This window comes from Roseibium album, assembly GCF_001404515.1.
GTDB lineage: Bacteria > Pseudomonadota > Alphaproteobacteria > Rhizobiales > Stappiaceae > Roseibium > Roseibium album.
The window spans coordinates 19,904-45,669 of record NZ_CXWE01000019.1; the positions used below are offsets into that span (position 1 = coordinate 19,904).

At 57.8% G+C, this 25,766-nt stretch carries 22 protein-coding genes and 2 pseudogenes; 7 read left to right on the plus strand and 17 right to left on the minus strand.

What is annotated here, in order from left to right:
• The first annotated feature begins 134 nt into the window (after positions 1 to 134).
• Positions 135 to 1,613 (plus strand): EF-hand domain-containing protein, encoded by a 1,479-nt coding sequence (locus tag LA5095_RS31420; protein ID WP_144436240.1) that lies wholly within the window; start codon positions 135 to 137, stop codon positions 1,611 to 1,613.
• 168 nt (positions 1,614 to 1,781) lie between these two features.
• Here LA5095_RS31420 and LA5095_RS31425 read toward each other — a convergent pair whose 3' ends face one another.
• From LA5095_RS31425 to LA5095_RS31445, 5 genes are all read right to left on the minus strand, one after another.
• Positions 1,782 to 3,011, minus strand: coding sequence for a M24 family metallopeptidase (locus LA5095_RS31425; protein WP_055391932.1), 1,230 nt, complete (start codon positions 3,009 to 3,011; stop codon positions 1,782 to 1,784).
• A gap of 204 nt (positions 3,012 to 3,215) precedes the next feature.
• Positions 3,216 to 4,070 carry an ABC transporter permease gene (locus LA5095_RS31430; protein ID WP_055391933.1) on the minus strand — a complete coding sequence of 285 codons (855 nt, stop codon included), beginning with the start codon at positions 4,068 to 4,070 and terminating at the stop codon, positions 3,216 to 3,218.
• 9 nt (positions 4,071 to 4,079) lie between these two features.
• Positions 4,080 to 5,348: an ABC transporter permease gene (locus tag LA5095_RS31435; RefSeq protein ID WP_055391934.1), complete on the minus strand. Its 1,269-nt coding sequence runs from the start codon at positions 5,346 to 5,348 to the stop codon at positions 4,080 to 4,082.
• A gap of 73 nt (positions 5,349 to 5,421) precedes the next feature.
• On the minus strand, positions 5,422 to 6,522 hold the full coding sequence (locus tag LA5095_RS31440; RefSeq protein ID WP_055391935.1) for an extracellular solute-binding protein: 1,101 nt from the start codon (positions 6,520 to 6,522) through the stop codon (positions 5,422 to 5,424).
• An 86-nt stretch (positions 6,523 to 6,608) separates the two neighbouring features.
• The gene (locus LA5095_RS31445) at positions 6,609 to 7,703 is read right to left on the minus strand and encodes an ABC transporter ATP-binding protein (RefSeq protein WP_055391936.1); all 1,095 of its coding nucleotides are present in this window, start codon (positions 7,701 to 7,703) and stop codon (positions 6,609 to 6,611) included.
• Between the two features lie 447 nt (positions 7,704 to 8,150).
• Here LA5095_RS31445 and LA5095_RS31450 point away from each other — a divergent pair, with 447 nt between their 5' ends.
• The 3 genes from LA5095_RS31450 to LA5095_RS31460 all read left to right on the plus strand — a co-directional run bounded on the left by LA5095_RS31450 (position 8,151) and on the right by LA5095_RS31460 (position 11,757).
• Positions 8,151 to 9,029 (plus strand): substrate-binding domain-containing protein, encoded by an 879-nt coding sequence (locus tag LA5095_RS31450; RefSeq protein ID WP_055391937.1) that lies wholly within the window; start codon positions 8,151 to 8,153, stop codon positions 9,027 to 9,029.
• Positions 9,030 to 9,048: 19 nt separating this feature from the next.
• On the plus strand, positions 9,049 to 9,513 hold the full coding sequence (tsaA, locus tag LA5095_RS31455) for a tRNA (N6-threonylcarbamoyladenosine(37)-N6)-methyltransferase TrmO (protein ID WP_055391938.1): 465 nt from the start codon (positions 9,049 to 9,051) through the stop codon (positions 9,511 to 9,513).
• Between the two features lie 129 nt (positions 9,514 to 9,642).
• The gene (locus LA5095_RS31460; protein ID WP_055391939.1) at positions 9,643 to 11,757 is read left to right on the plus strand and encodes a 3-hydroxyacyl-CoA dehydrogenase NAD-binding domain-containing protein; all 2,115 of its coding nucleotides are present in this window, start codon (positions 9,643 to 9,645) and stop codon (positions 11,755 to 11,757) included.
• A gap of 295 nt (positions 11,758 to 12,052) precedes the next feature.
• Here the strand turns inward: LA5095_RS31460 and LA5095_RS31465 are convergent, their stop codons facing one another.
• From LA5095_RS31465 to LA5095_RS31490, 6 genes are read right to left on the minus strand one after another with little or no spacing between them, the layout of a single operon-like run.
• A complete protein-coding gene (locus LA5095_RS31465) occupies positions 12,053 to 13,084 on the minus strand; it encodes a phosphotransferase family protein (RefSeq protein WP_055391940.1) in 1,032 nt (343 codons plus the stop codon).
• Between the two features lie 2 nt (positions 13,085 to 13,086).
• The gene (locus LA5095_RS31470; protein ID WP_055391941.1) at positions 13,087 to 14,322 is read right to left on the minus strand and encodes an acyl-CoA dehydrogenase family protein; all 1,236 of its coding nucleotides are present in this window, start codon (positions 14,320 to 14,322) and stop codon (positions 13,087 to 13,089) included.
• Between the two features lie 9 nt (positions 14,323 to 14,331).
• Positions 14,332 to 15,315 carry an NAD(P)H-dependent flavin oxidoreductase gene (locus LA5095_RS31475; RefSeq protein ID WP_055391942.1) on the minus strand — a complete coding sequence of 328 codons (984 nt, stop codon included), beginning with the start codon at positions 15,313 to 15,315 and terminating at the stop codon, positions 14,332 to 14,334.
• Positions 15,309 to 15,812 (minus strand): MaoC family dehydratase, encoded by a 504-nt coding sequence (locus LA5095_RS31480; RefSeq protein ID WP_055391943.1) that lies wholly within the window; start codon positions 15,810 to 15,812, stop codon positions 15,309 to 15,311. The genes LA5095_RS31475 and LA5095_RS31480 overlap by 7 nt, the downstream gene beginning before the upstream one ends.
• A complete protein-coding gene (locus tag LA5095_RS31485; RefSeq protein ID WP_055391944.1) occupies positions 15,809 to 16,630 on the minus strand; it encodes an SDR family NAD(P)-dependent oxidoreductase in 822 nt (273 codons plus the stop codon). Before LA5095_RS31485 ends, LA5095_RS31480 begins: the two co-directional genes overlap by 4 nt.
• On the minus strand, positions 16,627 to 18,249 hold the full coding sequence (locus LA5095_RS31490; protein WP_055391945.1) for a long-chain fatty acid--CoA ligase: 1,623 nt from the start codon (positions 18,247 to 18,249) through the stop codon (positions 16,627 to 16,629). Before LA5095_RS31490 ends, LA5095_RS31485 begins: the two co-directional genes overlap by 4 nt.
• Before the next feature lie 172 nt (positions 18,250 to 18,421).
• Here LA5095_RS31490 and LA5095_RS31495 point away from each other — a divergent pair, with 172 nt between their 5' ends.
• Genes LA5095_RS31495 through LA5095_RS31505 form a run of 3 tightly spaced genes read left to right on the plus strand, consistent with a single transcriptional unit; the run spans position 18,422 to position 21,297 of the window.
• A complete protein-coding gene (locus LA5095_RS31495) occupies positions 18,422 to 19,414 on the plus strand; it encodes a glycosyltransferase family 2 protein (RefSeq protein ID WP_055391946.1) in 993 nt (330 codons plus the stop codon).
• Positions 19,404 to 20,462 carry a glycosyltransferase gene (locus LA5095_RS31500; protein ID WP_055391947.1) on the plus strand — a complete coding sequence of 353 codons (1,059 nt, stop codon included), beginning with the start codon at positions 19,404 to 19,406 and terminating at the stop codon, positions 20,460 to 20,462. Before LA5095_RS31495 ends, LA5095_RS31500 begins: the two co-directional genes overlap by 11 nt.
• A gap of 16 nt (positions 20,463 to 20,478) precedes the next feature.
• On the plus strand, positions 20,479 to 21,297 hold the full coding sequence (locus tag LA5095_RS31505) for an FkbM family methyltransferase (protein WP_158510461.1): 819 nt from the start codon (positions 20,479 to 20,481) through the stop codon (positions 21,295 to 21,297).
• Between the two features lie 228 nt (positions 21,298 to 21,525).
• Here the strand turns inward: LA5095_RS31505 and LA5095_RS33380 are convergent.
• From LA5095_RS33380 to LA5095_RS32855, 6 genes and pseudogenes are all read right to left on the minus strand, one after another.
• Positions 21,526 to 22,267, minus strand: a pseudogene (locus LA5095_RS33380) (IS630 family transposase); the annotation flags it as partial.
• 41 nt (positions 22,268 to 22,308) lie between these two features.
• A complete protein-coding gene (locus LA5095_RS31515; protein ID WP_055391949.1) occupies positions 22,309 to 22,923 on the minus strand; it encodes a plasmid pRiA4b ORF-3 family protein in 615 nt (204 codons plus the stop codon).
• Complete coding sequence (gene tnpC / locus LA5095_RS31520) at positions 22,920 to 24,557, minus strand: IS66 family transposase (RefSeq protein WP_055391950.1); 1,638 nt, start codon at positions 24,555 to 24,557, stop codon at positions 22,920 to 22,922. Before tnpC ends, LA5095_RS31515 begins: the two co-directional genes overlap by 4 nt.
• A 48-nt stretch (positions 24,558 to 24,605) precedes the next feature.
• Positions 24,606 to 24,950 carry an IS66 family insertion sequence element accessory protein TnpB gene (gene tnpB, locus LA5095_RS31525; protein WP_055391951.1) on the minus strand — a complete coding sequence of 115 codons (345 nt, stop codon included), beginning with the start codon at positions 24,948 to 24,950 and terminating at the stop codon, positions 24,606 to 24,608.
• The gene (tnpA, locus tag LA5095_RS33555) at positions 24,947 to 25,360 is read right to left on the minus strand and encodes an IS66-like element accessory protein TnpA (RefSeq protein WP_082443013.1); all 414 of its coding nucleotides are present in this window, start codon (positions 25,358 to 25,360) and stop codon (positions 24,947 to 24,949) included. The genes tnpB and tnpA overlap by 4 nt, the downstream gene beginning before the upstream one ends.
• A 165-nt stretch (positions 25,361 to 25,525) precedes the next feature.
• A pseudogene (locus LA5095_RS32855) lies at positions 25,526 to 25,672 on the minus strand (helix-turn-helix domain-containing protein); the annotation flags it as partial.
• Positions 25,673 to 25,766: the final 94 nt, after the last annotated feature.

Consider the following 25,766-nt stretch of genomic DNA (forward strand, 5'->3'; position numbering starts at 1 on the left):
GAAACAAAATGTTACAGCACACGTTTAAGTGGCACTCATTGATTAGCTCCATATTCTACCCCAGATTTTAAGAGATTTTTCTTAAATCCAAGATAGCTATTTGTGTTTGCAATCTTGGATTTAAGGATTTCGTTATGAAGCGCAGAATTGCAATCTTTGGTGCCTTGTTAGCTGTGTCATCCCCTACTTGGTCGCAATCGCGCATAAGTGCGGATGACATGCTTCGCCAACTTGTTAGTCGCGGGACGGAGCGCGCGGAAGAACAGCTTATCAACCAGCTTTTTTCCATGGCGCCGACGGGTGTACTGACGCGTGAGATGGCAGAGACAATCGATCAAAGGCAATCTGCTTCAAACCGAATTAGTGTGATGGCTCCGGTCTTGCAGAATGACCTCGATGGAGACGCAGAAGTGTCGCAGCTTGAGATCGACCGCGTTCGAGCCGTGATGTCGGGCAAAAAAAGATCGCATTTTGAGAAAATGTTGCTCAAGGTCGACACCAACAAGGATGGGATTTTGTCGGCGGCTGAAATAGGGGCTATGGCAGACGAAACCGTGGCAAAACAACAAGCCAACCGTAAGCGCCGCTCGCTGCAGGGCGCCTCGTTCATGGTTTTCGATTCCAATGACGACGGTGTGGTTGTCGTCGATGAAGTCCTTCAAACCTTGAGGCGTGTGGCCGAGGAAGGCGCTCCTGTCAGAAGCAATGCTGGCATAGGGCAATCCACCGGCTGCAATTTGCCACCTCCATCTCAAAAGGCAGAAGTTGTTTTCCTGGGTGGTTATGAAGGAACCGCGGTGTCCAACGTGGCGGTAGCAGGTCTTGATCGTGAAACCAGCTTTGCGACGCTCGATATCGAAAGGGGTGAAAATCCGGTTTACATCGTTGTTAGCGTCCACGATGCGATGGTCCTGCGCATCACCGGGGCGACGGAGCGCGTTGAACGATTTGTCGGCGTGAGCCGTAGCGGCATCGGGGTGGTCGGGTTGCCGAGAGACAGAGTTGAACTCGCCACGCTGAAAGAATGTCGCATTCCACCGGCTCATAATCTCGATTCCTCGAACGGGATAAAAGCACGAGCTCTACTGACCGCGAACCTTGACCGGGAGGTCCAGATGGCGGGTCACTACGACCTTGGTTGGGTGAAACTTCCTTCTGGTCGCAGCGACACATCAGCAAAACCGCGACAGGCCAGTGGTGGTCTTGTCATTCACAAAGGCAACAGACGCTTTCGAATGACTGACGACGGCTTTGAAGAGATGGTCGCTTCAAACACACCTTCAGCACTACAATCAGATCTTCGTCGCTACTACCCGGACGGCGTTGCGACCGTCGATCCAGAAAGCGTCGTGACCGACGGCAAGGCCGAAGAGTATGATGTACTGCCACAGCAGGCGGGTTTGATCCAATTGATGGAAAGCGGCGCATTGAGCGTGCTAAGTGACGGCACCTTTTCTATCGACAAACCAATCGCCAGATTTCCTGCGGGGCTGAACGGAGGACACTCTGTAAGGTTTGTCTTGCGGCGTGGCGTTCCAATGCCTGCAGGCAATCCCGGTCATTCGAGGGTACTGATCGAAGAGACCGGGGCGTGCGCTGGGTCACGGTGTTGAGCGAAACGCGCGCGAGGAGGGCACCTTTGCCGGACAAGAAGGCTGTGAGGTCGCGTTTTCCGTCGAGAGTAATGGGGCCGGCGAATTCCCTATGCACACCGACAGGTGTCAACGAAAACGGAGCGCATTTGCGCCCCGTCCCCGTTGTCTTTCGCAGTAATAATGGCATCAGCGCTTCGGGATGATGTTGTGTTCCGGACCGAAGGGGAAGCCGGTGATGTTTTCCGCGCCGTCCTCGGTCACGATGAGGATATCGTGTTCACGATAGCCACCTGCCCCGGCGTCGCCTTCCGGGATCATGATCATGGGTTCCATCGAGACGACCATGCCCGGCTCAAGCACTGTTTCGACATCCTCGCGCAGTTCCACGGCAGCTTCACGGCCATAATAATGGCTGAGCACACCGAAGGAGTGGCCGTAGCCGAAGCTGCGGTATTTCAGCAGATCGTGGCTGCGGTAGATGCCGTTGAGCTCTGAAGCAATGTCGCAGCAACGCGCACCCGCCTTGATCAGTTTGAGGCCTTCGCGATGTACATGGCAGTTGATTTCCCAAAGACGCAGGTGCTCGTCTGACGCGTGTTCGCAAAAGAGCGTGCGTTCCAGGGCCGTGTAATACCCGAAGATCATCGGGAAACAGTTCAGGCTCAGGATATCGCCTGCCTCGACCACCTTGTTGGTGACCGGATTGTGGGCACCATCGGTGTTGATCCCCGACTGGAACCATGTCCAGGTGTCCATCAGTTCGACAAACGGGAAGGACTTCGCGATTTCCCGGATCATGGCGTTGGTCGATGCGATGGCAACTTCATGTTCGGTGACGCCTGCCTGAACAGCCTCGACGAGCGCTGCACCACCGACGTCGCAAATACGTGCGCCTTCCCGGATCAGCACATGTTCCTCGGCACTCTTGATCGTGCGCTGCGCCATGGCGTCCGCGGCGATATCGACGAACTCGACCCCTGGGAAAGCCGCTTCAAGCAACTTGAGAAGATCAAGCGAAACATGATCAAACTCGATGCCGATGCGCCTGACGGACGGATTGGGCCAGCCCACCAGCGTCTGCAGGGCGTGAAAGTAGTTGTCCCGGCGCCAATCGGTATAGATCACGGTATCGCCATGGGTCCGGCGCCAGGGTTGGCCGCCGTCTATGCCGGCCGCAACCGTGGTTGCCTTGTCCTGCGTGATTACAAGGCCGTATTTCCGACCGAAGTAGCAGTACAGAAAACCGGAGTAGTAGCAGATGTTGTGATAGGAGGTGAACAGGCAGGCGTCGATCTGGCGCCCTGCCATGAGCTTGCGCAGGCCCGCCTGCCTCCGGTCCATTTCTTCCGGAGAGAACGGGGAAAAGGCCTTCTCACCATTGTTCATTTCGTAAATGCGGATCATGTCGTCGCTCATGGAAGATCTCCTTTCTTGAATGCGGTCCTATTCCGCCTTGTCTTCCGTTACAGGGCCAAAAACGCAAAACGGGCCGGCTTCCTTCAAGAAGCCGGCCCGCCAGGCCCAAAATCAAATTGTCATGCTACCGGGAAAACCCTTGTCTTCCACCCGGCGACTGGCGTTCCGCCACCGGCACCTTTTTTGTGAGCAGCTGGGCTGAAATCAGCCCGGTGTCACACCTCTAAGCCTTTCTGAACGACGGCGCAAGAGCTCCAGTACGGTCAGAAGCGCAATCGAAATGAACACCATGAGGGAGGCCACTGCCAGAATGGTCGGCGAGATCTGTTCGCGCAGTCCCGTGAACATCTGCCAGGGCAAGGTTTTCTGTCCGGCGGAACCAAGGAAGAGCACCACGACCACTTCGTCGAACGAGGTGATGAAGGCAAACAGCGCGCCGGAAACAACGCCAGGGATGATCAGCGGCATCTGCACCTTGAAGAAGGTGGTGACCGGGTTTGCACCAAGGCTTGCCGATGCCCGAACGAGACTGCGGTCAAACCCGACCAGCGTCGCAGTCACGGTAATGATCACGAAGGGCGTGCCGAGCGCGGCGTGCGCCAACACGACGCCGACATAGGTGCCCTGCAGGCCGATGTACGAAAAGAAGAAATACATGCCGGCAGCCGAAATGATCAACGGCACGATCATTGGAGATATCAGGATCGCCATGATCACGGGCTTGAACGGCACATGCGACTGCGAGAGGCCGATCGCTGCCACGGTTCCAAAAGTGGTCGCGAGCAGCGTTGCAACGGGCGCAATGAGAAACGAGTTCTTCAGTGCCTGCTGCCAATCCGGATTGGTGAAGAAGTCGTTGTAGTGCTTGAGCGAGTAGCCCTCTGGCTTCAGCGACAGCATCTCCTTGGTGAAGGTGAAGAAATCCTGGGCGTTGAAGCTGAGCGGGAGGATCACCATGATCGGGAAGATCAGAAAGAAGAAGATCAACCCGCAGATAAACCTGAAACTGTAGAACCATGTCCGCTGGAGAGGGGACGCATATGGTGGAAGTGCGCTCATCTGGTCCTCCTATCCGAGCTTGACGTTGTCGATGCCGACGATCTTGTCGTAGACAACAAAGAGAACGAGAACCGCTACCAGCAGCAGGGTACCAAGTGCGGCTGCCAGACCCCAGTTGAGCGATGACGAGATGTGATAGGCAATCCGGTTGGATATGAAGATACCGGACGTCCCGCCCACAAGCTCGGGCGTGATGTAGTAGCCGATCGACAGAATGAAGACGAGAACCGCACCGGCACCGATGCCGGGAACCGATTGCGGGAAATAGACCCGCCAGAACGCCGTCCAGTCGTTCGCGCCGAGGCTTTTCGCCGCGCGGACATATGTTGGCGAAATCGTCTTCATTACCGAATAGAGCGGCAGGATCATGAACGGAAGCAGAATGTGCGTCATGGCAATGATCGTGCCGGTCTGGTTGTTGATCATCACCAGACGGCCGCTGTCGGAGATCAGATTTATCCAGACCAGAAAATCATTGATAACGCCCTGTTGTTGCAAGAGCACCTTCCAGGCGGATGTTCGGACCAGCAGTGATGTCCAGAACGGCAGAAGCACGAGGATCATCAAGAGGTTTGACGTCCGCAGCGGCAGGGCCGCCAGCAGAAATGCGATCGGGTAACCGAGCAACAGACATGACAGGGTGATGACAATGGACAGGAACAGGGTGCGCCCGAACAGGAACAGGTAGATACGTTCGTCGGCGGGTTTGAGCTCAACGCCTTCGGGGCCAAGCTTGGCATCAAAAGCGTTCAGGAAGTATCCGCCCGTATAAGCGGGTGAAAACTGCTTCAGAACCTGCCAGGTCGTGACGTCTCCCCACTTCTTGTCGGCTGCCAGAAACTGGTCCTTGAGTGGCTCGCCTTCGTCCATGCGCTTGATGCGGCGGCCGGTCTTGCGGAACAGACTGGAAATCCCGCTTTGCTCATAGTTCAGACGAGACCCGAGGCGGGTGTGGGTTTTTTTATCCACGGCGACGACCATGTCGTCATAGAGAGCGGCAAAGACGGCTTCGTCCGGGACTTCACCGGATCCGGGGTCCCATTCCTGCAGCGCCACAACCGTCTTTGGCAGGGTCTCCTCAACAATGCTGTTCTCAACTGACCTGTGCAGCATATCGATGATAGGCGCAACAAACGTGATCAGGATAAAGATCAGCAGGGGAGCGACCAGCAGGAATGCGCGCAATTTCTCTCGAAACAGTGCACGGCCAAGGGCGGCTTTCAAAGGCCGTCCGTCCTGCGTCGTCAATACCTGACCGTCCTGGGTCGTATCGCTCATGAAACTGTCTTCCGCATATCAAGAAAAAGGTTCCGGGTGAGGCTTTCCCCCACCCGGACCATAGTCAGTTGGCTTACTGTGCCAGCCACGCCTGGAACTTGGCGTCGATGTCGTCGCGGTAATCCGCCCACCACTCGTAGTTATAGAGGAAGGTGTTCTTGGCGTTGTTCGGATCGGTCGGCATGTGCGGAGCCATGTCGATGCCGAGCGAAGCATGCTTGCCGACGAGCGGCGCGGAAGACTTGCGGGCCGGGCCGTAGGAAATGTACTTCGCCTGATCGGCCAGACGCTGGGTGTCGGTCGCGTACATGACGAGTTTTTTCACTTCGGCAAGACGGTCTTCGGGAAGACCGGCCGGGATGATCCAGCCATCCAGATCGAACACCTGAGCGTCCCACAACATCTTCACCGGCTGCTTCTGCTCTTCGATCAGGGCAAACAGACGGCCGTTGTAAGTGGAACCGATCACGACTTCCTTGTCGGCCAGAAGCTGAGGGGTTTCAGCACCGGCAGACCACCAGACGACATTGTCCTTGATGGAGTCGAGCTTCTTGAATGCCCGGTCCTGACCTTCTTCGGTTTCAAGAACAGTATAGACGTCCTCTTTCGGCACGCCGTCGCACAGAAGTGCCCATTCCATGTTGTTGATCGGACGCTTTTCCAGTGAACGCTTGCCCGGGAATGTTTCCAGATCGAAAATGTCGCAGATTTCGGTCGGTTCCTTGCCGCCCCATTCGTCAATGTCGGAGCGATAACCGAACGTTGTCGAATAAACGATCTGAGGAATGAAACACTCGGAAACAAGCAGGTCACCGAAGTCTTCGGAGGCCGGTGTTCCATCCGGAGCTGCTGCCAGGTCCGTGTCCGGATTGATTTCCATCGCCAGGCCTTCGTCACAAAGACGGATGGCATCGGAAGCAACAACATCGACCAGATCCCAGGTGATGTTGCCGGCCTCGTTCATGGCACGCAACTTGGCGACAGCCTCTGCCGAGGACTCGTCCCAGATCACGGTGACGTCCGGATTTTCAGCCGAATACGGATCCGTATAGGCATTCTTCTGGGACGACTGGTAAGCACCGCCCCAGGAGACGAGCGTCAGGTCTGTGGCGAGTGCAGCACTACCGGCAAATGCCAGGGCTGTACCTGCCAGGATTACAGTTTTGAGCTTCATTTGAGCTAGCTCCCTCTTTATTTGGGATTGAACGGATTATCTTCCGTTGTTGTCGCGGGCGGCCCTTTGCCGTCCACCTCGCGAATTTAGGCAACCGCGTCGAGCGCTTTACAGTCGTTCATTGCCCAGCCGACCTGGACAGTTTCTCCGACATGCAGCTTACGCTTCTCTCCACGGTTGCGAACCTTGACGATGAATTCATCATTTCCAGCCACGTTCATGCGAACACGAATGTGGTCTCCCAGATAGATCAATTCCTCGATCCGTCCATTGACGAGATTGTCCATGGTATCGTTGGTGTCGAATTCGACACGCTCGGGACGGAGCGACAATGTGGTCAGGTCGCCAACTGCAGAGACATTGACCTTGTCCGCCTTGAGCTGCGTGCCGTCGCCGAGTTCAACAAGGCATTCCTCACCGTCAACGCCGACGACCTTGCCATTCAGCTTGTTGTTCTCGCCGATAAACTGCGCCACGAACGAATTCTGAGGATCTTCATAAAGATCGTCGGGTGTCGACAGTTGCTGAATGATGCCGTCGTTGAACACCGCAACACGGTCCGACATCGTCAGCGCTTCCGTCTGGTCATGGGTCACGTAGACCACCGTGACGCCCAGATTTTCGTGAATATGCTTGATTTCATACTGCATCTGCTCGCGCAGCTGCTTGTCGAGCGCGCCGAGCGGCTCGTCCATCAGGACGAGTTCGGGGTCGAATACGAGCGCGCGCGCAACGGCAACGCGCTGTTGTTGTCCGCCGGAAAGCTGCGCGGGACGCCGATTGCCAAAGGCACCGAGTTCGACCATGTCGAGCGCGCGTTGAACCTTTTCGGCCTGTTCCGCCTTGCCGACATTTCTGACCTGAAGCGGGAATGCCAGATTTTCCGCCACCGTCATATGCGGAAAGAGCGCATAATTCTGAAAGACCATGCCAATACCGCGCTTGTGCGGCGGCACGTTGTTGATCGGACGGTCATTTAGGTAAATCTCGCCATGCGTCGCCGGTTCGAAACCTGCCAGCATCATCAGGCACGTTGTCTTGCCGGATCCTGAGGGTCCCAGCATTGTCAGAAATTCGCCGGGCGGAATATCGAGGTTGAGGTTCTTTACGACGAGGCTTTCCCCGTCATAGCTCTTCTGAACGCTGTCATACATAACAGCAGCGCCCCTGTTATTCGCCATTGTGTCCCCAAATCCGGTTCTATTGTTTTTATGGACAGCACAACAGTTTCGTCTGGCGACAGGTGCCACCGGTCAGATATTTGCCGAAGCCATCGAGGGGTAGAAAAACAAAAAAGATGCATCTTTGAAAGAGGCTTGTGAAAAAAAATGAATAATTTTTGTTCATCGCCCGACTTTATATTTTGCTTTCTGGTAAAATTATGGAAATTCTACTCATGCAAAAGATCCCGGAGGAACAATTCTTCCTTCCAGGGCAGCGTGCATTCTTTGAGCACACGTGGTGCTGTCTTGAGTTCACAAGAAAAATATCATCTGAAGCTTGGGAACCGTTATGCCTAAAACGTCGCAAATTACGCTTCAAGCGGCGCGGCGCCGATCTTTGACGTCTCGCATTGTTGAATTGCGCGCTCGGTCTCGGCTACGCTTTTCGAAACAGCAGGAACCAAATTGCCCGATTCTGACAACACCAAGCCGCTTTTCCTGACCACGAAGGAAGTTGCTGATCTTTTGCGTGTCAAGGAGCGCAAGGTCTATGACCTTGCCGCCGCCAACGAGATCCCTCACCGACGGATCACGGGCAAGCTTCTGTTTCCGGTGGAGGCGATTCGCACCTGGGTCGATGGGCCGGATAACCCGCCGGGCAACGATCGGCCAAACGTGCTGGCCGGTTCTCACGACCCGCTTCTGGACTGGGCCATTCGGGCCTCGGGTTGCGGTCTCGCGACACTCTGCAACGGCAGTCATGACGGGCTGACACGGTTTCAATCGGGCGCAGCGACAGCGAGTGGTCTGCATCTGCCCGAACAAGCTGGCTGGAACATCTCCGCAGTTTCGAATGCCGGTCTTGTCAACAGTGTCCTTATCCATTGGGCCGTGCGCAAACGCGGGCTCCTTGTTGCGTCCGGGACGAATGATGGCATCCGGTCCATGGCAGACCTCAAAGGACGGCGCGTTGCAATGCGCCAGCCAGGTGCAGGTGCTGCCTTGCTCTTGACCAGACTGCTGACCGAGGCGGGGCTGAGCGAAGGCGATCTGGACCTGAGCAGGGACCAGGCCCACACGGAAAGTGATGCAGCGGCTGCCGTCGCAGCCGGTGACGTCGACGCCTCGCTCGGCATAGAAGCAATGGCAAGGCAATTCAAACTCGCCTTCATTCCCCTCGTGGATGAAAGTTTCGACTTGTTGATCGACCGCAAATCCTATTTTACCGAGCCGTTGCAAAAACTCTTCGCGTTCTCGGAAACAACCAGTTTTCGGGACAAGGCCGATTCTCTCGGCGGGTATGACATGAAGGATCTCGGTACGGTCCGCTGGTTATCCGACTGAGATCAGACAGGACACAAGCATGAGCGACATTCGCGCGCACGAAATCATGGTGCCGACCTCCGAACCCGATGACGCGAGGCTTCATTTCATCGGACGTATCCACACGCCATGGACCGACCGAAAGGACTGTCCGCGTCAGGGGAAACAGGATGGACCGGAGTGCCGGATCGAGATCTTCGAACCATGGGTTCCGGCGCTGAAAGGGATCGAGGACTACGACCAGATAGAAGTTCTTTACTGGCTCGACAAATCCAGGCGGGACCTGGTCGTACAAAACCCGGGTCACAGCGACAGAACATATGGAACATTTGCACTGCGCTCGCCCGTCCGCCCCAATCCGATCGGGACAGTCGGTGCAAAGCTGGTGAAGGTCGAGGGTTCGACATTGATCGTGCGCGGCCTGGACTGTCTGAACGGAACTCCGCTGCTCGACCTCAAACCGGACCGTTGCGCCTTTACGCCCAAGGCGTCACCGAAAGACTGACAACACAACCCATGCCGTAACCAGTAACGGATATTCGGGTCACACCCTTTGGACAACTTGACAACTGTAGTCCGGAATTGAAAATTCCGGCGAAAGAGCGCCTGTTCCGGGCGGTTTCGGGAGGATTTCATGAAATCAGGATCAGAGACCGGTTTGACCGGTATCAACGACGTCGTGTCGATCGACAGGCAGGGCGGGATCGCGCTCGTTGCGCTGAACAATCCGCCCGTGAATGCCGCCTCGCACGCGGTGCGCTCCGGCCTCTGGCAGGCCATCGAAACTCTGCAGAACGAGCCGGATATCAAGGTTATCGCCATCTACGGCGAAGGCCGGACCTTCATTGCCGGCGCGGATATCCGGGAGTTCGGCAAACCTCCCAGGGATCCCTGGCTTCCCGACCTGTGTAATTTCATTGAAGACTGCAAGACACCCGTCGTTTGCGTTCTTCACGGCACAACGCTCGGCGGTGGACTGGAGGTCGCCCTCGCCAGTCATGCACGTGTCGCCCTTGCCGGTACAAAGGTCGGGCTGCCCGAAGTCTCCCTCGGAATTCTGCCCGGTGCCGGCGGCACCCAGCGCGCACCTCGTCTTGCCGGCATAAAGGCGGCGCTCGATCTCATCACGAGCGGCAAACCCATTTCGGCAAACCAGGCGCTGGAACAGGGACTGATTGATCAAATTGCAGACGGCGCGCCGCGCGAGGTTGCCCTGACCGCAGCCAGGGAATTGCTCGACGGCGAACTGGCAAGCAGACGCACATGCGACCTTACCGTTGAAGACGACCCGCAGGCGCTGACCGCGATGCGCGACAAACTGGCAAAAACGCAACGGCTGCTGTTTTCGCCGCACAAATGCGTCGATGCGGTCGAGGCCAGCAGACTGCCCCGCGAGGAGGGCCTCAAGGAGGAACGCCGTCTTTTCAACGACTGCATGGACAGTCCGCAACGGGGTGGCCTGGTCCACGCCTTCTTCGCAGAACGCGCGGTCGCCAAGGTTCCGGAAGCCTCCGCCACGCCGCGTGACATCCGGAAAATCGGTGTCATCGGCGGCGGCACGATGGGCTCCGGCATCGCGACCGCCGCTCTCCTTGCCGGGTTTCAAGTGACCATGACCGAGCGGGACAAGGTCGGTCTCGACCGGGGCACATCGACAATAGGAGCCAATCTCGACGGTGCCGTGAAACGCGGAAAGCTAGGCGCCGGGGCCCGGGATGAAATTCTTTCCTCCAAGCTCTCAACGGCGACGGAACTTGATGCCTTGTCGGACGCCGACCTCATCATCGAGGCCGTGTTCGAGGACATGGGTGTCAAACGAGAGATCTTCGGAACGCTCGACAAGGTGGCCAGACAAGGCGCCATTCTTGCGTCCAACACTTCCTATCTCGACATCGACCAGATTGCGGCGGCGACCAGCCGGCCGGAGGATGTCATCGGACTGCACTTCTTTTCCCCCGCCCACATCATGCGTCTCATGGAAGTGGTCGTTGCCGAAAAGACCGGCGCGGACACGGTTGCCACCGGCTTCGCCCTTGCAAAGAAACTGAAGAAGATCGCAGTTCGCTCAGGTGTCTGCGACGGCTTCATCGGCAACCGGATCATGACCTTCTACAAGAAGGCGGCCGACTACATGATGATGGATGGTGCTTCACCGGAGGAAATCGACAAGGCGATTACCGGCTTCGGCTTCGCCATGGGCCCCTACCAGGTGGCCGACCTTGCCGGTCTTGATATCAGCTGGGCTGCCAACAAACGCCGCGCGGCGACGCGCCCTGCCGAAGAGCGCTACATTCCGATCGCCGACGAGATTTGCGAAAAAGGCTGGTTCGGACGCAAGACCGGACAGGGTTTTTACATCTACGACGCAGAGGGCACCCGACCCAATCCGGCCGCGCTTGCAATTATCGACGCAGAGCGCGCCAAGGCTGGCGTTTCACCAAGGACCTTTGCCGAAGACGAGATTGTCAGCCGCTTCATCACCGCAATGATCCTGGAAGCAACGCGCGTCCTTCAGGAAGGCATCGCACTCAGGCCTGTCGACATCGATGCAGTCTTCCTGTTCGGCTACGGCTTCCCTCGCTTCCGCGGCGGCCCGATGCACACCGCGGACCAGATCGGTGCGGCGGAACTGGTTCGGCGGATCGAGGACTATGCGCAGGAAGACGCGTATTACTGGCAGGTTCCGGCGTTGCTGCGGAAGCTGGCTGAAAGCGGTGGGACCTTTGCCGAGATGAATGAGCAGAGCTGAAACATCTTTGGGTGTTGACTTGGCCACGACCTCGTCCTGTGGAAGCGAGTAGCGCTGCCTTGCAGGAAGTGTCACGAATTCCGGTACATGAGGCCCATCTTTCGTGACGTTGGTTTCTCCGGTTGTCATCCCGGTTTGGCGCCTGGGCCAGGACCGGGATCCAAAACGCCGGCGTTTTCCGGTAAACCCACAAACAAATGCAATTACTGGATCCCGGGTCTTCGCTGCGCGGCGCCCGGGACAACAAAACGGGGTTTCAGCACCGTTCGGGACATCAAGTATCGGCGGTTTGGATTCAAGCAGATTTCGCCGCTTCCAGCCCGCCTTTTGCGTATTCGGGTACACTGGCCCCGAGCTTCAATCCCAGTTCCGGATTGGAAGCATTGCCGTCAAGAGCTCGCTTCTTGACGCCTTGGAGGATCGCACCCATGCGGAAAAAGGCAAAGGCGAGGTAAAAGCCGAAACCCGGAATGCCGGGCAGCCCCATGCGCGCGCAATAGGCGTCGATGAAGGCCTCATCCCCGGGAATACCCAGCATCGCCCGGTCGACCCCTGCGAGACCCCGCCCCTCATTTCCCGGAGGCCGTTGCCACTGCATGATCAGGGCGGCAAGGTCCGCGAAGGGATGGCCGATTGTCGAAAGTTCCCAGTCCAGAACGGCCACACATTCGGGGCCATTTTCGGCAAAAAGAAGATTGTCGATACGATAGTCACCGTGAACCAGAGTCCTCTTGCCGTCGTCGTCCGGTACGGTTTTGTCGAGCCAATCGATCAGCATGTCCATTGCTGCGATTTGTTCGGTTTCGCTGGCCCGATACTGCTTGGTCCAGCGATCGATCTGGCGTCTGTAGTAGTTTCCCTCAGGCCCGAAGTCCGAAAGGCCAACCGCCGCCAGGTCAATCGCGTGAATGGCCGCCACAACCCGGTTCATGCTGTCGTAGATGCCGGTCCGCAGGGTCTTATCGAGTCCGGGCAGCCTCGGATCGTCGAAGTTCCGGCCCCTCACCAGTTCCATGACATAGAAGGCCGACCCGAGAATGCTGTCGTCCTCACACAGGACATGCATCTTCGCGACCGGGACATTGGAGCCCGCGAGAGCGCGTTGAACCCGGAATTCCCGGTCGACTGCATGAGCGGATTTCAGCAGGACACCGGGCGGTTTGCGGCGCAGGACATAACTGCCGGAAGCTGACGTTAATCGGAATGTCGGGTTGGACTGGCCCCGATTGAATTTTACAGCCTGTACCGGCCCTGCAAATCCGTCGAGATTCCAGTTCAGCCAATCGGCTAGTGCCTTCAAGTCCAGTTCCGAACCGGCAGGTGCCATCATCAGATCCTGTCATTGGTATACTTCCGCAGCTCCGTGCGGGCCACCTGACGTCGATGCACGGCGTCCGGACCGTCCGCGAATCTCAGTGTCCGCAGGTGAGTCCACATGGCAGCAAGCGGGAAGTCCTGGCTGATGCCGGCTGCGCCATGAACCTGCATGGCCTCGTCGACGATTTTCAGCGCCATCAGGGGCGCGACGACCTTGATCTTGCTGATCCAGGGCTGGGCGGCGCGCGTTCCCCTTGTATCCATCATCCAGGCCGCCTTCAGACAGAGCAGACGCGCCATCTCGATCTCCATGCGCGCGTCGGCGATGATGTCGTAGTTGGCACCGAGATCGGTCAGTTTCCTGCCGAATGCCTGCCGGTTCATGGCCCGTTTGCACAGGAGTTCAAGCGCCATTTCGGCCTGACCGATCGCCCGCATGCAGTGGTGGATGCGGCCCGGACCAAGACGGCCCTGCGCAACCTCGAAGCCCTGTCCCTCGCCGAGCACCAGATCTTCCGCCGGAACCCGGACATCGGTGAAACGGATATGCATGTGGCCATGCGGGGCATCATCTGCTCCAAAGACCTGCATCGGTCGCAGGACTTCAATCCCGTCGGAATCGCTCGGCACCAGGAACATGGAATGCCGGCTGTGTTTGTGGGCAGACGGATCTGTTGAAGCCATGACGATATAGAGCCTGCAACGCGGATCTCCCGCCCCGGTCGCCCACCATTTTTCGCCGTTGAGGATCCAGTCATCCCCGTCGCGGGCCGCGCTCAGCGCAATGTTGGTGGCATCGGACGAGGCGACGTCCGGCTCGCTCATCAGGTATGCGGAGCGGATCGTTCCCTCCAGAAGCGGTTTCAGCCAGCGCTCCTTGTGCACCTGTGACCCATAGCGCTCAAGCACCTCCATGTTGCCGGTGTCGGGTGCATTGCAATTGAAGACCTCGGCGGCGATCCCGACCTTGCCCATTTCCTCCGCGAGATAGGCATATTCGACGGTGGACAGCCCGAAGCCTCTTTCGCTGTCGGTCAGCCAGAAATTCCAGAGGCCGCGTTCCTTCGCCTTCGTCTTGAGGGTTTCCAGAATTTCCAGCTGCCGCGGCGTATGCTGGAACCGGTCTCCGGAAGGATGCCCGCCAACCTCGTGATGAAACTCGATATCCAGCGGTGCAATCTCTTCCTCGACCATCTGCCGGACCTGCTCGATGAGCGGCCGCACCCGGTCCGATATGCCCAGATCCATGACGTCTCCCTAAATGATCTCTCGCATGCGTTCGCAAGCATCCCGGTATTCACGTTCCAGACGATCAACCACGGCCGCTGCCGGTCCGACCGACTTGATCGCGCCGATCCCCTGCCCCGCGCCCCAGATTTCCCGCCAGGCCTTCGGCAGCGGACCATCGTCCGGCATGACGCTCACATCCCAGTCCGGCGGCAAGTTGTCCGGGTCGAGACCGACGCGCGTCAACGACCCTTTGAGGTAGTTGGCCGGATGCCCGGTGAAAAGGGATGACGTCAGGACGTCTTCCGCCGCTGCCTTCACCATCATCTCCTTGTAGACCGGGTCGGCATTGGCTTCGTTCGTTGCCACGAAGGGTGAGCCGACATAACCGAAATCGGCCCCCAGCACGCGAGCCGCCAAAAGAGCTTCACCTGTGGAGACCGCTCCTGCAAGCAACAATGGGCCGTCGAACCACTCGCGGATCTCGCGCACAAGGGCAAATGGCGATTGTGGCCCGCCGTGACCGCCCGCCCCTGCCGCAACCGCGATCAGTCCGTCGGCGCCCTTGCCCACCGCCTTTTTTGCATAGGTGTTGTTGATGACATCATGAAGCGCAATGCCCCCGCACGAATGAGCGGCGTCGTTGACCTCGACCCGCGCACCCATGGACGTGATCCAGACCGGAACTTTCCATTTCGCACAGATTTCGACATCCCGTTCGAGCCGGTCATTGGACCGGTGGACGATCTGGTTGACGGCGAACGGCGCCGCCGGCCGATCCGGATTTGCCTGATTATGGCGGTCAAGCTCTTCGGTAATCTTCTTAAGCCATATCTCGAGCAACACCGGACCGCCTGGTTCATCCCGGGCATTGAGTGCCGGAAAGCTACCGATGATCCCGGCCTTGCACTGCGCAATCACGAGATCCGGGCACGAGACGATGAAAAGTGGCGCCGCCACTGCCGGAATTCGCATGTCCTGCAAGACAGTTGGAAGCGTTCGCGCCTTCAGCATGCTGGCTGTTTCTCCTCATTGCGGACCAGATAGAACCTGTTGAGCCAATCAGCCTTGAGCGCGGGACGGGTCTCGCCTTCGATTTCCACGGTTGCCTGCCAGAGAAGATCAACCTCACCTGGCCTGATTTCGTTCACCTTTGCCAGGACGAAACGACCACGAACCTTTTGCCCGGCCTTCACTGGAGAAAGGAACCTGACCCGGTCGAAACCGTAATTGATGCCCAGGCGAGATCCGGAGATTTTCGGCTGCGCCTCCTGGCCCATGACCGAGAGCAGGGACAATGTCAGAAAGCCGTGCGCTATCGTTCCGCCAAACGGGGTCTTGGCAGCGTTTTCCGGGTCGACATGAATGAACTGGTGATCCTGCGTCACGTCGGCAAAGGAGTCGATGCGCGCCTGATCAATCAGGTACCAGGACGACACCCCGACATCCTCGCCGATCAATGATTTCAGCTTATCGACCGTAAGTGCGCGCGCATCCTCACTCACAGTCACGCATAGGCCTCCTGGAACAGGTCCGGTCCGGTTTCGACGTTTATACCTCCGCTGATCGGGAGGATTGCGCCGGTGACGTAAGCCCCGCCGCGACCGCACAGGTATTGCAGGGCCGCAGCAATGTCTTCCCTGCGCCCGACCCTACCGAGTGGAACCTGTGCGCCGACCCGGCTCCGGACTTGTTCATCTTCCGTCGCGAAGGCGGTCATCTTGCTGACGAATGGTCCGGGAGCCAGTGCGTTGACCGTAATCCGCCTGTCAGCCAGTTCCTTGGCGAGAATCTTCGTCAGGTGGTGGACTGCCGCCTTGGAGGCTGCGTAGCTGTATGCACGATCGCCATGCGGCAATTCCCCCATGACGGATCCGACATTGACGACGCGCGCGGGATCGTCATCGCTTGCTGCAGTTTCCAGCAGGGGCAGGAGTTTCTGGGTCAGATGGAACAAACCTGTCACATTGAGCTGCATGACCCGTTCCCAGGCGAAATATGGAAACTCGCCCAGCGGCGTGCCCCAACTGGTGCCGGCATTGTTCATCAATATGTCGAGCTTTTCTGTACGATTGCCGATTTCGGCAGCCAGGGCATCAATGCCCTGCTCGGTTGCGACGTCCCCGCCAAAACCCTCTGCCCGTCCGGAGTAACCGGCGGCATTCAAATCATCCGCGGCTGCCTCGCAGGCCTCTTCCTTTCGGCTTGCGATGAAAACCCTGGCACCGGCAGCAACCAGTCCTTCGGCCGCCATACGACCAACCCCTGTCGCGCCACCGGTGACAAGTGCCGTTTTTCCAGAAAGTCCAAAAAGAGCATCCGGGGTCATAAATTGCCCTCGGCACGCTGTTTTCTGAGTGTCAGCTTGGAAACCTTGCCTGTCGCAGTAAGGGGAAGCTGATCCACGAAGACAATTTCGTCAGGCACCTGCCATTTTGCGAGCTTGGCCATGAGAAGCCCGCGCAACTCGTCCTCCTGCGGCTGCGCATCCTCCCGGGGAACGACAATCAGCAACGGCCTTTCGTCCCATTTGGAATCCGGCACGGCGATCACCGCACAATTGGCGACGCCTGGATGGGACATGACAATGTTCTCAAGATCGAGCGAACTGATCCATTCGCCGCCGGACTTGATCAGATCCTTCGACCGGTCGGTGATCTGCAAAAACCCTTGCGGATCGATCTTGGCAATATCGCCCGTACAGAACCATCCATCCTGATCGAACACAGGTTTTGAAGCCTCCGGATCTTCAAAATAGCCGGAGGTGATCGTATTGCCGCGCACATAGAGATGCCCTTGTGACTTGCCGTCATGCGGCAATCGATTGCCCGCATCGTCGACGATTTTCATATCCACGCCGAACACACCGCGCCCCTGGGACTGCTTGCGATCGATACGTTTTTCAAGCGGCAGATCCGCCATATCCGGCGGCAGGTTGCACTGGGTGCCGACCGGGCTCATTTCTGTCATGCCCCAGGCGTGACAGACGTTCACGCCCTTCGTCTCAAAAGCCTCAATGAGCGCGCGCGGCGCTGCGGAACCTCCGATCACGACATCACCAAAGCCATCCGGCAAGTTGCCTCTCTGCGTGATTTCATTCATCAGGCCGAGCCAGACAGTCGGCACACCCCATGCAGAATAGACCTTTTCCCTGTCGAGCAGATCAAACAGGCTTTTGCCGTCGAGCGCGCCGCCCGGAAACACCAGGCTTGCTCCGGAGAGCGGAGCTGCATAGGGCAGCCCCCACGCATTCACATGAAAGAGTGGCACCACCGGCAATATGCGGCCACCTTCCTGCAGAACCTTCGGAATCGTTACGCACAGCATAAAGGCGTGCAGTACCGTCGAACGGTGCGAAAAGAGCGTCCCCTTGGGGTTTCCCGTGGTGCCGGAGGTATAGCAAAGACCCGCTGCTTCATTCTCATCGAAATCCGGCCAGTCGATGTCCTGAGGTTGTCCCTCCAGCAGCTCTTCGTAACACAGCACATCTTCCATCGAAGTCTGTGGCATGTGTTGCCTGTCGGTCATGATGACAACGCGCAGGTCATTCGGCAGCTGGTCGCGCAGTTTCTCGATGATAGGCACGAATGTGGTGTCGCAGAAGATGATCCGGTCCTGCGCGTGATTGATGATGTAAATCATCTGCTCGGCTGAAAGCCGCGGATTGATTGTGTGACAGACCGCACCAATACCGGAGATCGCGTAGTAAAGTTCGAAATGCCTGTAGCCGTTCCAGGCAAGTGTCGCGATCCGGTCGCCCTGCGCTACCCCCAGTGACTTCAGACCATGGGCCAGCTGCGCGGTGCGACGCGCCGTTTCTCGGTAGGTCGTTTTGTGGATATCACCTTCGGTTCGAACGGAGACGAGTTCACCGAGCGGATAGTTTTCCGCGGCAAAGGTGATGATGTCCGCTATTTTCAGCGGACGGTGCATCATCATTCCCTTCATTCGTGTCCTCCCAAACACTGTTGCGAATACGCAATCGTTCAAAGGGCCCGGGTGCATACCCTCGCGACAGACCGTAGCGTGGGCGTCGCTCTCTGGGAAGGCTGACTGACGAAATCCTTTGACAGTGCGTCCCAGTTGCGCCAAACCCCTGCCCGAACCCGGGGTCCGGCTCATGCGAAGGACCTTTGCCGCCAACCGGAAGGATCAAATCTACTTCATGACCCAGAAACTGGTCATTGCCGTGTGCACAGCGCAACGCCCGAACATGCTCAAGGCGTGCCTTGCAAGCCTCGATCGGCTTGTCGGTCCGGAAAGCACCGAGCTTTCGATCGTGGTGGTGGAAAACGATCCCAAACCCTACTTCACCGGCGCTTCGGCCGAAGAGGCGACGTCGGTTCTGCAGATCCCGGTCTTCTTCTATCACGAGGGGCGCAGGGGCATTCCCTTTGCGCGCAACACGGCGCTGGAGGCCGCGCTGGAACACGATCCGGATTGGGTCGCGCTGATCGATGACGATGAGCGCGCAGAGCCCGACTGGATCGAAAAACTGCTGCAAGCCTGCAAAACATTTTCAGCCGAGGTAGCCAACGGGCCTGTCCGCCGCATCTACGAAAAACCTGCGCCGCACTGGTGGAAGTCGCAACTCCTCAAACCCCGGCCAACCGGAACCGAGATCACCGAAGCGCCCACCAACAACGTGCTGATCAACGCAAGAATAATCCGTGCAGACGGGCTGGGACTGCGCTTTGACGAGCGCCTGACCTTCGGCAGCGAGGACATTGACTTTTTCCGCCGGACCCATGCGGCCGGTGCCAAGATGATCTGGGTCGACGATGCCTTTGTCGAAGAAGACATTCCCGCCTCCCGCGTAACCACCAAGCGGCTGCTCAGCAGGATGCACATGGCAGCAACTTCGGGCGCATTCAACATCGTGTTGCGTGAGGGGAGAGGCAAGGCGGCGCTGCATTTCATTCCCAAGAGCACGCGGCGCATGGTCTTTGGACTGCTTGCCACTTTGTTCGGCTTCTGCCTGAAACCGTTCGCGCGCCAGCGGGGGGAAAAACTCTTTTACTACGGGCTCATCCGCCTGATGAAAGGGTCGGGAAACCTGCGCGGACTGCTTGGCCGCGCACACAACTACTATGACGTGATCGATGGCAACTGACGTGGCACAGCGCTCGACAAAACTTGCCCACATTCATCTTGGCGTCGACGGTGGCGCAGAGAAGTTTTTCGTAAGGCTGTCGCGGGCGCTGGCGAAGCGCGGCGTCGAACAGATCGCCTTCATCCGGCACGACAGACCGTGGCGCGATGAACTCGCCGAACACTGCACGGTCCGGGAACTGAAGTTCAGCCGCTCGCATCTGAAGCGCCACTTCGTGCGCTGGGGTATTGCCCGCGAGATCAAGAATTTCGGTGCGAAAGCGACCCTCGGCTGGATGAGCCCGGCCAGCAAGTGGTTGCCGAAACCCGGCCCCGATATGCGCACCTTCCTGCGCCTCGGCGACTTTCCGGACGGTTTCCACACTTATGGCAATGTTGAGCATCTGATCGGCAACACGCCTGAAATCGTCCGGCAGGCGGTCGAGGCCGGTTGGCCCGCCGACCGGGCGCATATGATCAGCAATTTCGTGGATCCCCTGCCGGACAGCCTCCAGCCCGTGTGCCGCGCGGAGTTCGATACGCCGAAGGACGCGACCGTTCTGATAGCACTCGGTCGGTTCGTGGAACGTAAGCGGTTCGACCTGATCATCAAGGCACTCGCGCAACTACCCGAGACCATTCACGCCTGGCTCATCGGCGACGGCGACCTTCTGGAGGAGATGCAACGCCTCGCGCGCGATCTGGGCGTTGAGAACCGTACACATTTTCTCGGCTGGCATCGCGACCCCTCGCCTTTCCTTCTTGCAGCTGACATCCTTGTTTGTCCGTCTGACGATGAGCCACTCGGAAATGTCGTTCTGGAGGGATGGAATGCAGGCCTTCCAGTCGTTGCAACGGCCTCACAAGGACCAAGCTGGCTGATCGAGCACGGCAAGACGGGGTTGCTTTCGGAGTGTGGCGATGTGGACGGATTGGTGGGGTCTATCAAAATGATTGTTAGCGATAGAACACAAATGAGTAGATTGGGCACTTCATCAGGCGGAAATGCCTCGCGAGTCGGTCGAGACGAAATTTGCGCCGAGTATTCGGCATTGCTTTATAGCGCTTGAGGTGGGACACTTCATCTTGAAAATACCAAGTTTAACAAAGATTTACGACAACTGGATGTGGAAGCTTGAAGACCCGGAGGCATTCTCCAAGGCATTCAAGTACAACCTCAAACTTAAGAAGTGGGGCCTGAAGGTTGATTGGAAGGGAGATTGCTTCCAGGTCTGCGATTCGGCAGGTGATGAAATTTACATACTCAGTCAGCACAGGCTCGAAAAATATAAGAAGGGTATTGGCGCGCGCCTTAGCCAGTTGGCTAGCGAGTACATGTTTCAGAATGTCGATTTCGATGCTGGCGGTGTCGTTATCGATTGTGGAGCCAATGTCGGCGAGATCGGGGTGCTGCTAGCCAAGAGGCTCAGCCATCTCGACTATATCGCTTTCGAGCCGGGCCGCCCTGAATTTGAAGTCTGCGGATTGAACAATCCGGGAAAACGGTGTGTGAACGCTGCATTGTGGTTTGAAGACACCCAGTTGGAGTTGTTCAACAAATCCAGTACTGCGGATTCCTCGGTCATTGCATTTCAGGGGTTCGATGAAACAACGATGGTCGCTGCGATCTCATTGGACACGTTTTGCGAACGCGAGAACATCGACAGGGTTACCCTATTGAAACTTGAAGCCGAAGGGGCTGAACCCGAGATCCTTCAAGGCGCACGCCAGACACTGTCGAAGACTGGATTTATTTCAGTCGACTGCGGCTTTGAAAGGGGTCAAAGCAAAGAAAGCACGCTACCTGCCGTGAGCAATTTCCTGATCCAGAACGACTTTCAGATGCAGTCAGTTTATTCCGAAAGTCGACTGGTGGTCTTGTTCAAAAATTTAAAGCTCCGCTGATTGACTTGCCGCCAGCATGGTGTGCACCTCCTTTGCCGCGAAGTAAAATCAATTCCAAGCGGCGTTGAATCGCGCTTACGGTCTGAGCTGCCCCCCCACAGTTCAACCTGAATTGCCACCACAAACGGCATAGTGGCACCACAACGCAAAAGCCCGAATTTCTAATTGCTGCACGCTTCAACACTGCGGGTCACAGCTCATTTTACGTCAACTTAGAGCGTTTTGACGTCATACGGGGTCATATCCAGCGGCATTGAAGTAGTTCTGACATTCGATTGGTTTGATCCGGTCGATTGCGCTTCCGATGGTTTGCATAGTTCCTCGATTGTTCGGCATGCGGCGCCCTTTAGGATGGCTTTGAGTTTCGAAAAGGCCATCTCGATTGGATTGAAGTCTGGGCTGTAGGGTGGCAAAAACCGCAGCTTTGCGCCTGCTTTTTCAATTGCTTCACGAATGGCAACTGGTTTGTGGGCAGGAAGATTGTCCATGATGACGATATCGTGGGGCTTTAGGGTCGGGACCAAGACTTGCTCGACATAAGCAAGGAAGGCCGCTCCATGCATGAGACCGTCGAGCACCATGGGCGCTGTCATGCCGGATCGTCGCAAGGCCCCAACGAAGGTTGTCGTCTTCTAATGTCCATGCGGGACGGACGCTCGGCATCGCTCGCCGCGCAGTGAGCGGCGATAAAGACGCGCCATCTTGGTTGACCCGCCGGTTTCATCGATGAAGATCAATTTATCCGGGTTCCAGTCGAGCTGATCGCGGAACCAGGCCTCGCGCCGTCTCAGGACATCGGGTCGACCTTGTTCGCTCGCATGCGTTATCTTTTTTTGAACATGATGCCCCGGCGGTGGAGAAAATACCAGATCGTCGAAGGTCCAACCCTCAAGGAGCGTTCTCCCTCAAGGCGCTTGACCATCTCCGCGAGAGTGATGTCGGCCTGTTCCGCGATCAAGCCCAACAAGAACGTAAGCATCCGGCGAAGACCGCGGCGCGGTCAGTTCCCGATCAGTGCTGCTTGTTCTGGCTTTTGGCAAAGCCGGCTTTGCCGAGTGTTCGGCGCCGAGCGAGCTGGACGATGCGCTGGTTGATCAGGTCGACGCTGATATCGTTCGTGTCAAAGCGACTGCCATACCACCGCACCAGCTCGCGATTTTGCGGGTGGCGTGGCTTTGACATCGCCTCCAGGAAGTCCGCGAAGCCGAAGGTCCCGCCAACGTCTTCCGGCGGAGCACGGTTTTCGCCTTCCAGGAAGCGAGGATACTCGTATACGGGATCGGCATCCTCAACAGCTTCAACGATGAGGGTGTGGCGCCAGTTGTCGCCGAAGTCATAGATATAGGCGAAGGTGGTGATGCCGCGGTCGATGAGCGTTCGAATGCGGACATTCTTCGCGGCATAGGTCTTGTGGCCGAAGTCCTCGGCAGTGTCACGGACATCATAGAACCTGTCACCGGCCTCAAATTCAAAAAGGTGGAAGTCCTCAAACAGCATGACAGCCTGGATAACGTCGTGCAGCCCCTTCAGACTCATGGCGAGCGGAACTTCAACCCGGCGCCAGATCAGGGGTTCGATGTCATCAAGCTTGATGAGCAACCGGGCGTTCTGTTCGTTCTGCATCATGACCCTGGTGCCGATGCCGGAGTACGCGGTTCCCAGTTCCAGGGCACCAGTCCCTCGACTCTGGAAACGGGCGTTTCGGCGATGCGGGCGAGGACATCGGCAAGCCAGGCTTGCGGGTCGACGTCATTGAGCATTGCCGTGTTGAGCAGTGTCGCCATGAAGGCGGCGCGGTCGGCACCGCGATCCGATCCGGCAAACAGCCATGACTTCCTGCCGAGGGCGAAGCCGCGCAGTGCCCAATCGGCCGCATTGTTCGTCAGGCAGATCCGGCCGTCGTGAAGAAAGGTGGTGAAGCCGTCCCAACGCTTCAGCATGTAATCGATCGCTTCGGCAACCGAGGAGCTTCGCGACAGCTTACCCCGTTCAGTCCTCAGCCATTCCTCAAGACCTTCGGCGAGCGGAGCGCCGTCCCTGCACCGCCGCTCCAGGCGTTCGCCGGCAGCGAGCCCGTTGATCTCGCGCTCGATGTCGAAGAGGGCATCGATGCGTGTGACCGCCCACAGCGCAATCGGTGAGATCGGTGCAGCGTTCTTCCTGCGCCTGGCGTTGGCGGCGATGTCGGCAAGCACGAAGAACTTGCGGCGCGCATGTGACCAACACAGTGCCTGGGTCAGCGGACCAGGATCCCGGTCCACCTGGAATAGCGGATTGTAACCGCTGTAGGCATCAGCTTGTAGAATGCCGGTGAAGCTCTTCAGATAGCGCTCGGGATGTTCCTGGCGCCGGTTGGAAGAAGCATAGTAAAGGGCTGCCGGCGGGGATTGCCCGCCGAACGGGCGATCGTCGCGGACAAAAGTCCAGATGCGACCGGTATCGGTCTTGCCTTTGGCCAGGATCGGCACAGTGGTGTCGTCACCGTGAAGGCGTTCAGCACCGAGTACATGCGCCTCGATTAGCGAATGGACCGGCTTGAGTGCCACCGCGCAGGCGCCGACCTGGTCGGCCAGCGTCGACAGTCTCAGATCGATGCCCTCGCGCGAATAACGCTCGCTTTGCCGGTTCAGCGGCTGGTGCTGCGCAAACTTCTCGAAGAGGATCATCGCCAAGAGGTTCGGACCGGCAAAGCCGCGCGGCGTCATATGGAACGGAGCTGGCGGCTGAGTGATCTTCTCGCACTCCCGGCAGGTGAACTTCTCCCGCACGGTCTGGATCACTTTCCACTGGCGTGGGATCACTTCCAGCGTCTCGGTGAAGTCCTCACCGAGCTTTGCCAGCTTCGAGGATCCGCAGCATGGACAGCTCTCCGGAGTGGCAAAAATCACACGCTCACGCGTTAGATGCTCCGGAAACGGTTTTTTTGACGGGCGCTTCCGTTCAAACGCTTTAACGGTCGATGATCGTGCCGAGTCCCCTGCCGCCAGTTCGTCCTGGGCAGCATCGGCTTCCAGCTCTTCGAGCTGCAATTCCAATTGATCCAGAAGGCGGGCCTTGCGCTCCGAACGGTGTCCATAGATCTCGCGCTTGAGCTTCTCGATCTCCAGCTTCAGCCGGGCGATCAGGGCCTCCGAATGCGAGTTCACCGCCTGGGCACGGTCAGCGAGTGCCTCAGCTTCACGGCGGGCCGTACGCTCAGCGAGGATCATCGCGTGTGCGCTGGCAAGGTCGTCGGGAAGGTGTTCAGCCGCATCGAGCATGGCGGGATGGAACCAAATTCGTTCCCACCATGTCAGCGCTTTCCACTATCAGGCAGAACTCGGCCTCCAGGTTTTTTGCGGCATACGCCAGTCGATGCCTTCCAGCAGATAACCGAGCTGGGCCGGGGTGATGGATACCGTCCCGTCCGCTGCCGATGGCCAGATGAACCGACCGCGTTCCAGCTTCTTCGTAAACAGGCAAGCCCCCTGGCCATCGTGCCAGATCACCTTGATTAAGCCTCCGCTCCGATCGGGGAAAACAAACAGGTGCCCGCTCATCGGATCCTGCCTTAATGTCTCCTGGACCATCAGCGACAGCCCGGGAAAGCCTCTGCGCATATCCGTATGGCCCGTCGCAAGCCAGACCTTCACACCGCTCGGAACCGGGATCATCGCCGTTCTAGAAGATCGAGAATACGCCCCAAGGCTTCCGTGTCGATATCACCGTCGACCCGTACCCGCTTGCCCCGGCCTAACTCGATCGTCACAACGCTCGGCTTGCGACGTGCACGTTGCGGCGGAGCGGGGTCCGGCGATTGACCAGGAGCCGGCAAGGACCCAGCATCCGATATCGTCACAGGGACAAACTTCGTAGAAGGTGCCGGTGCAAGTGTCCCGTGATCTGCCGCCGTCCGGTCATCGGAAATCGTGCAGAGTTGCTTGCGCCACCGAAGTAACTGGCTCACATGACAACCCACTGCCCGGGCAACCTCTGATACGCTCACACCTAGCTCAAGGCAGGCAGCGACGAGCCGCTCCTTATCCGGCTGCGACCATCGCCGGCGACGCTCAACCGACGTGATTACTCAATATGCTGCTTCGTCATATGACTACTCCTAGTGCTATCACTAGGACTGACAGGCTTCAGCCTACGCCAGCAATGCGGCCTTCACCGGAGGGGTACACAAGAACGCTTCATGAGCATCAAGGACCGACCCCGCCCTGCCGCCTCAAGGCAGCGCCTCGTAACTGCCCGTTTTGCGCCAATGCCGATGCCAACTGCCTGCGGTAGATACTCCGATCGAAAAGCGGCGGGCTGCAGCACGTGTCGAAACACCGCCTTCGATCGCTTCAATCACCCGGCGCCGCAGGTCAGAACTCAAAATACGCGCCATCAACGCCTCCATCAATTCAGATGGAAGCCTATGAATCACTGATCCTCCCCCTTTGAAGTGGTCCGCCGTTATGTTTAGGAAAACGGAGGATCCA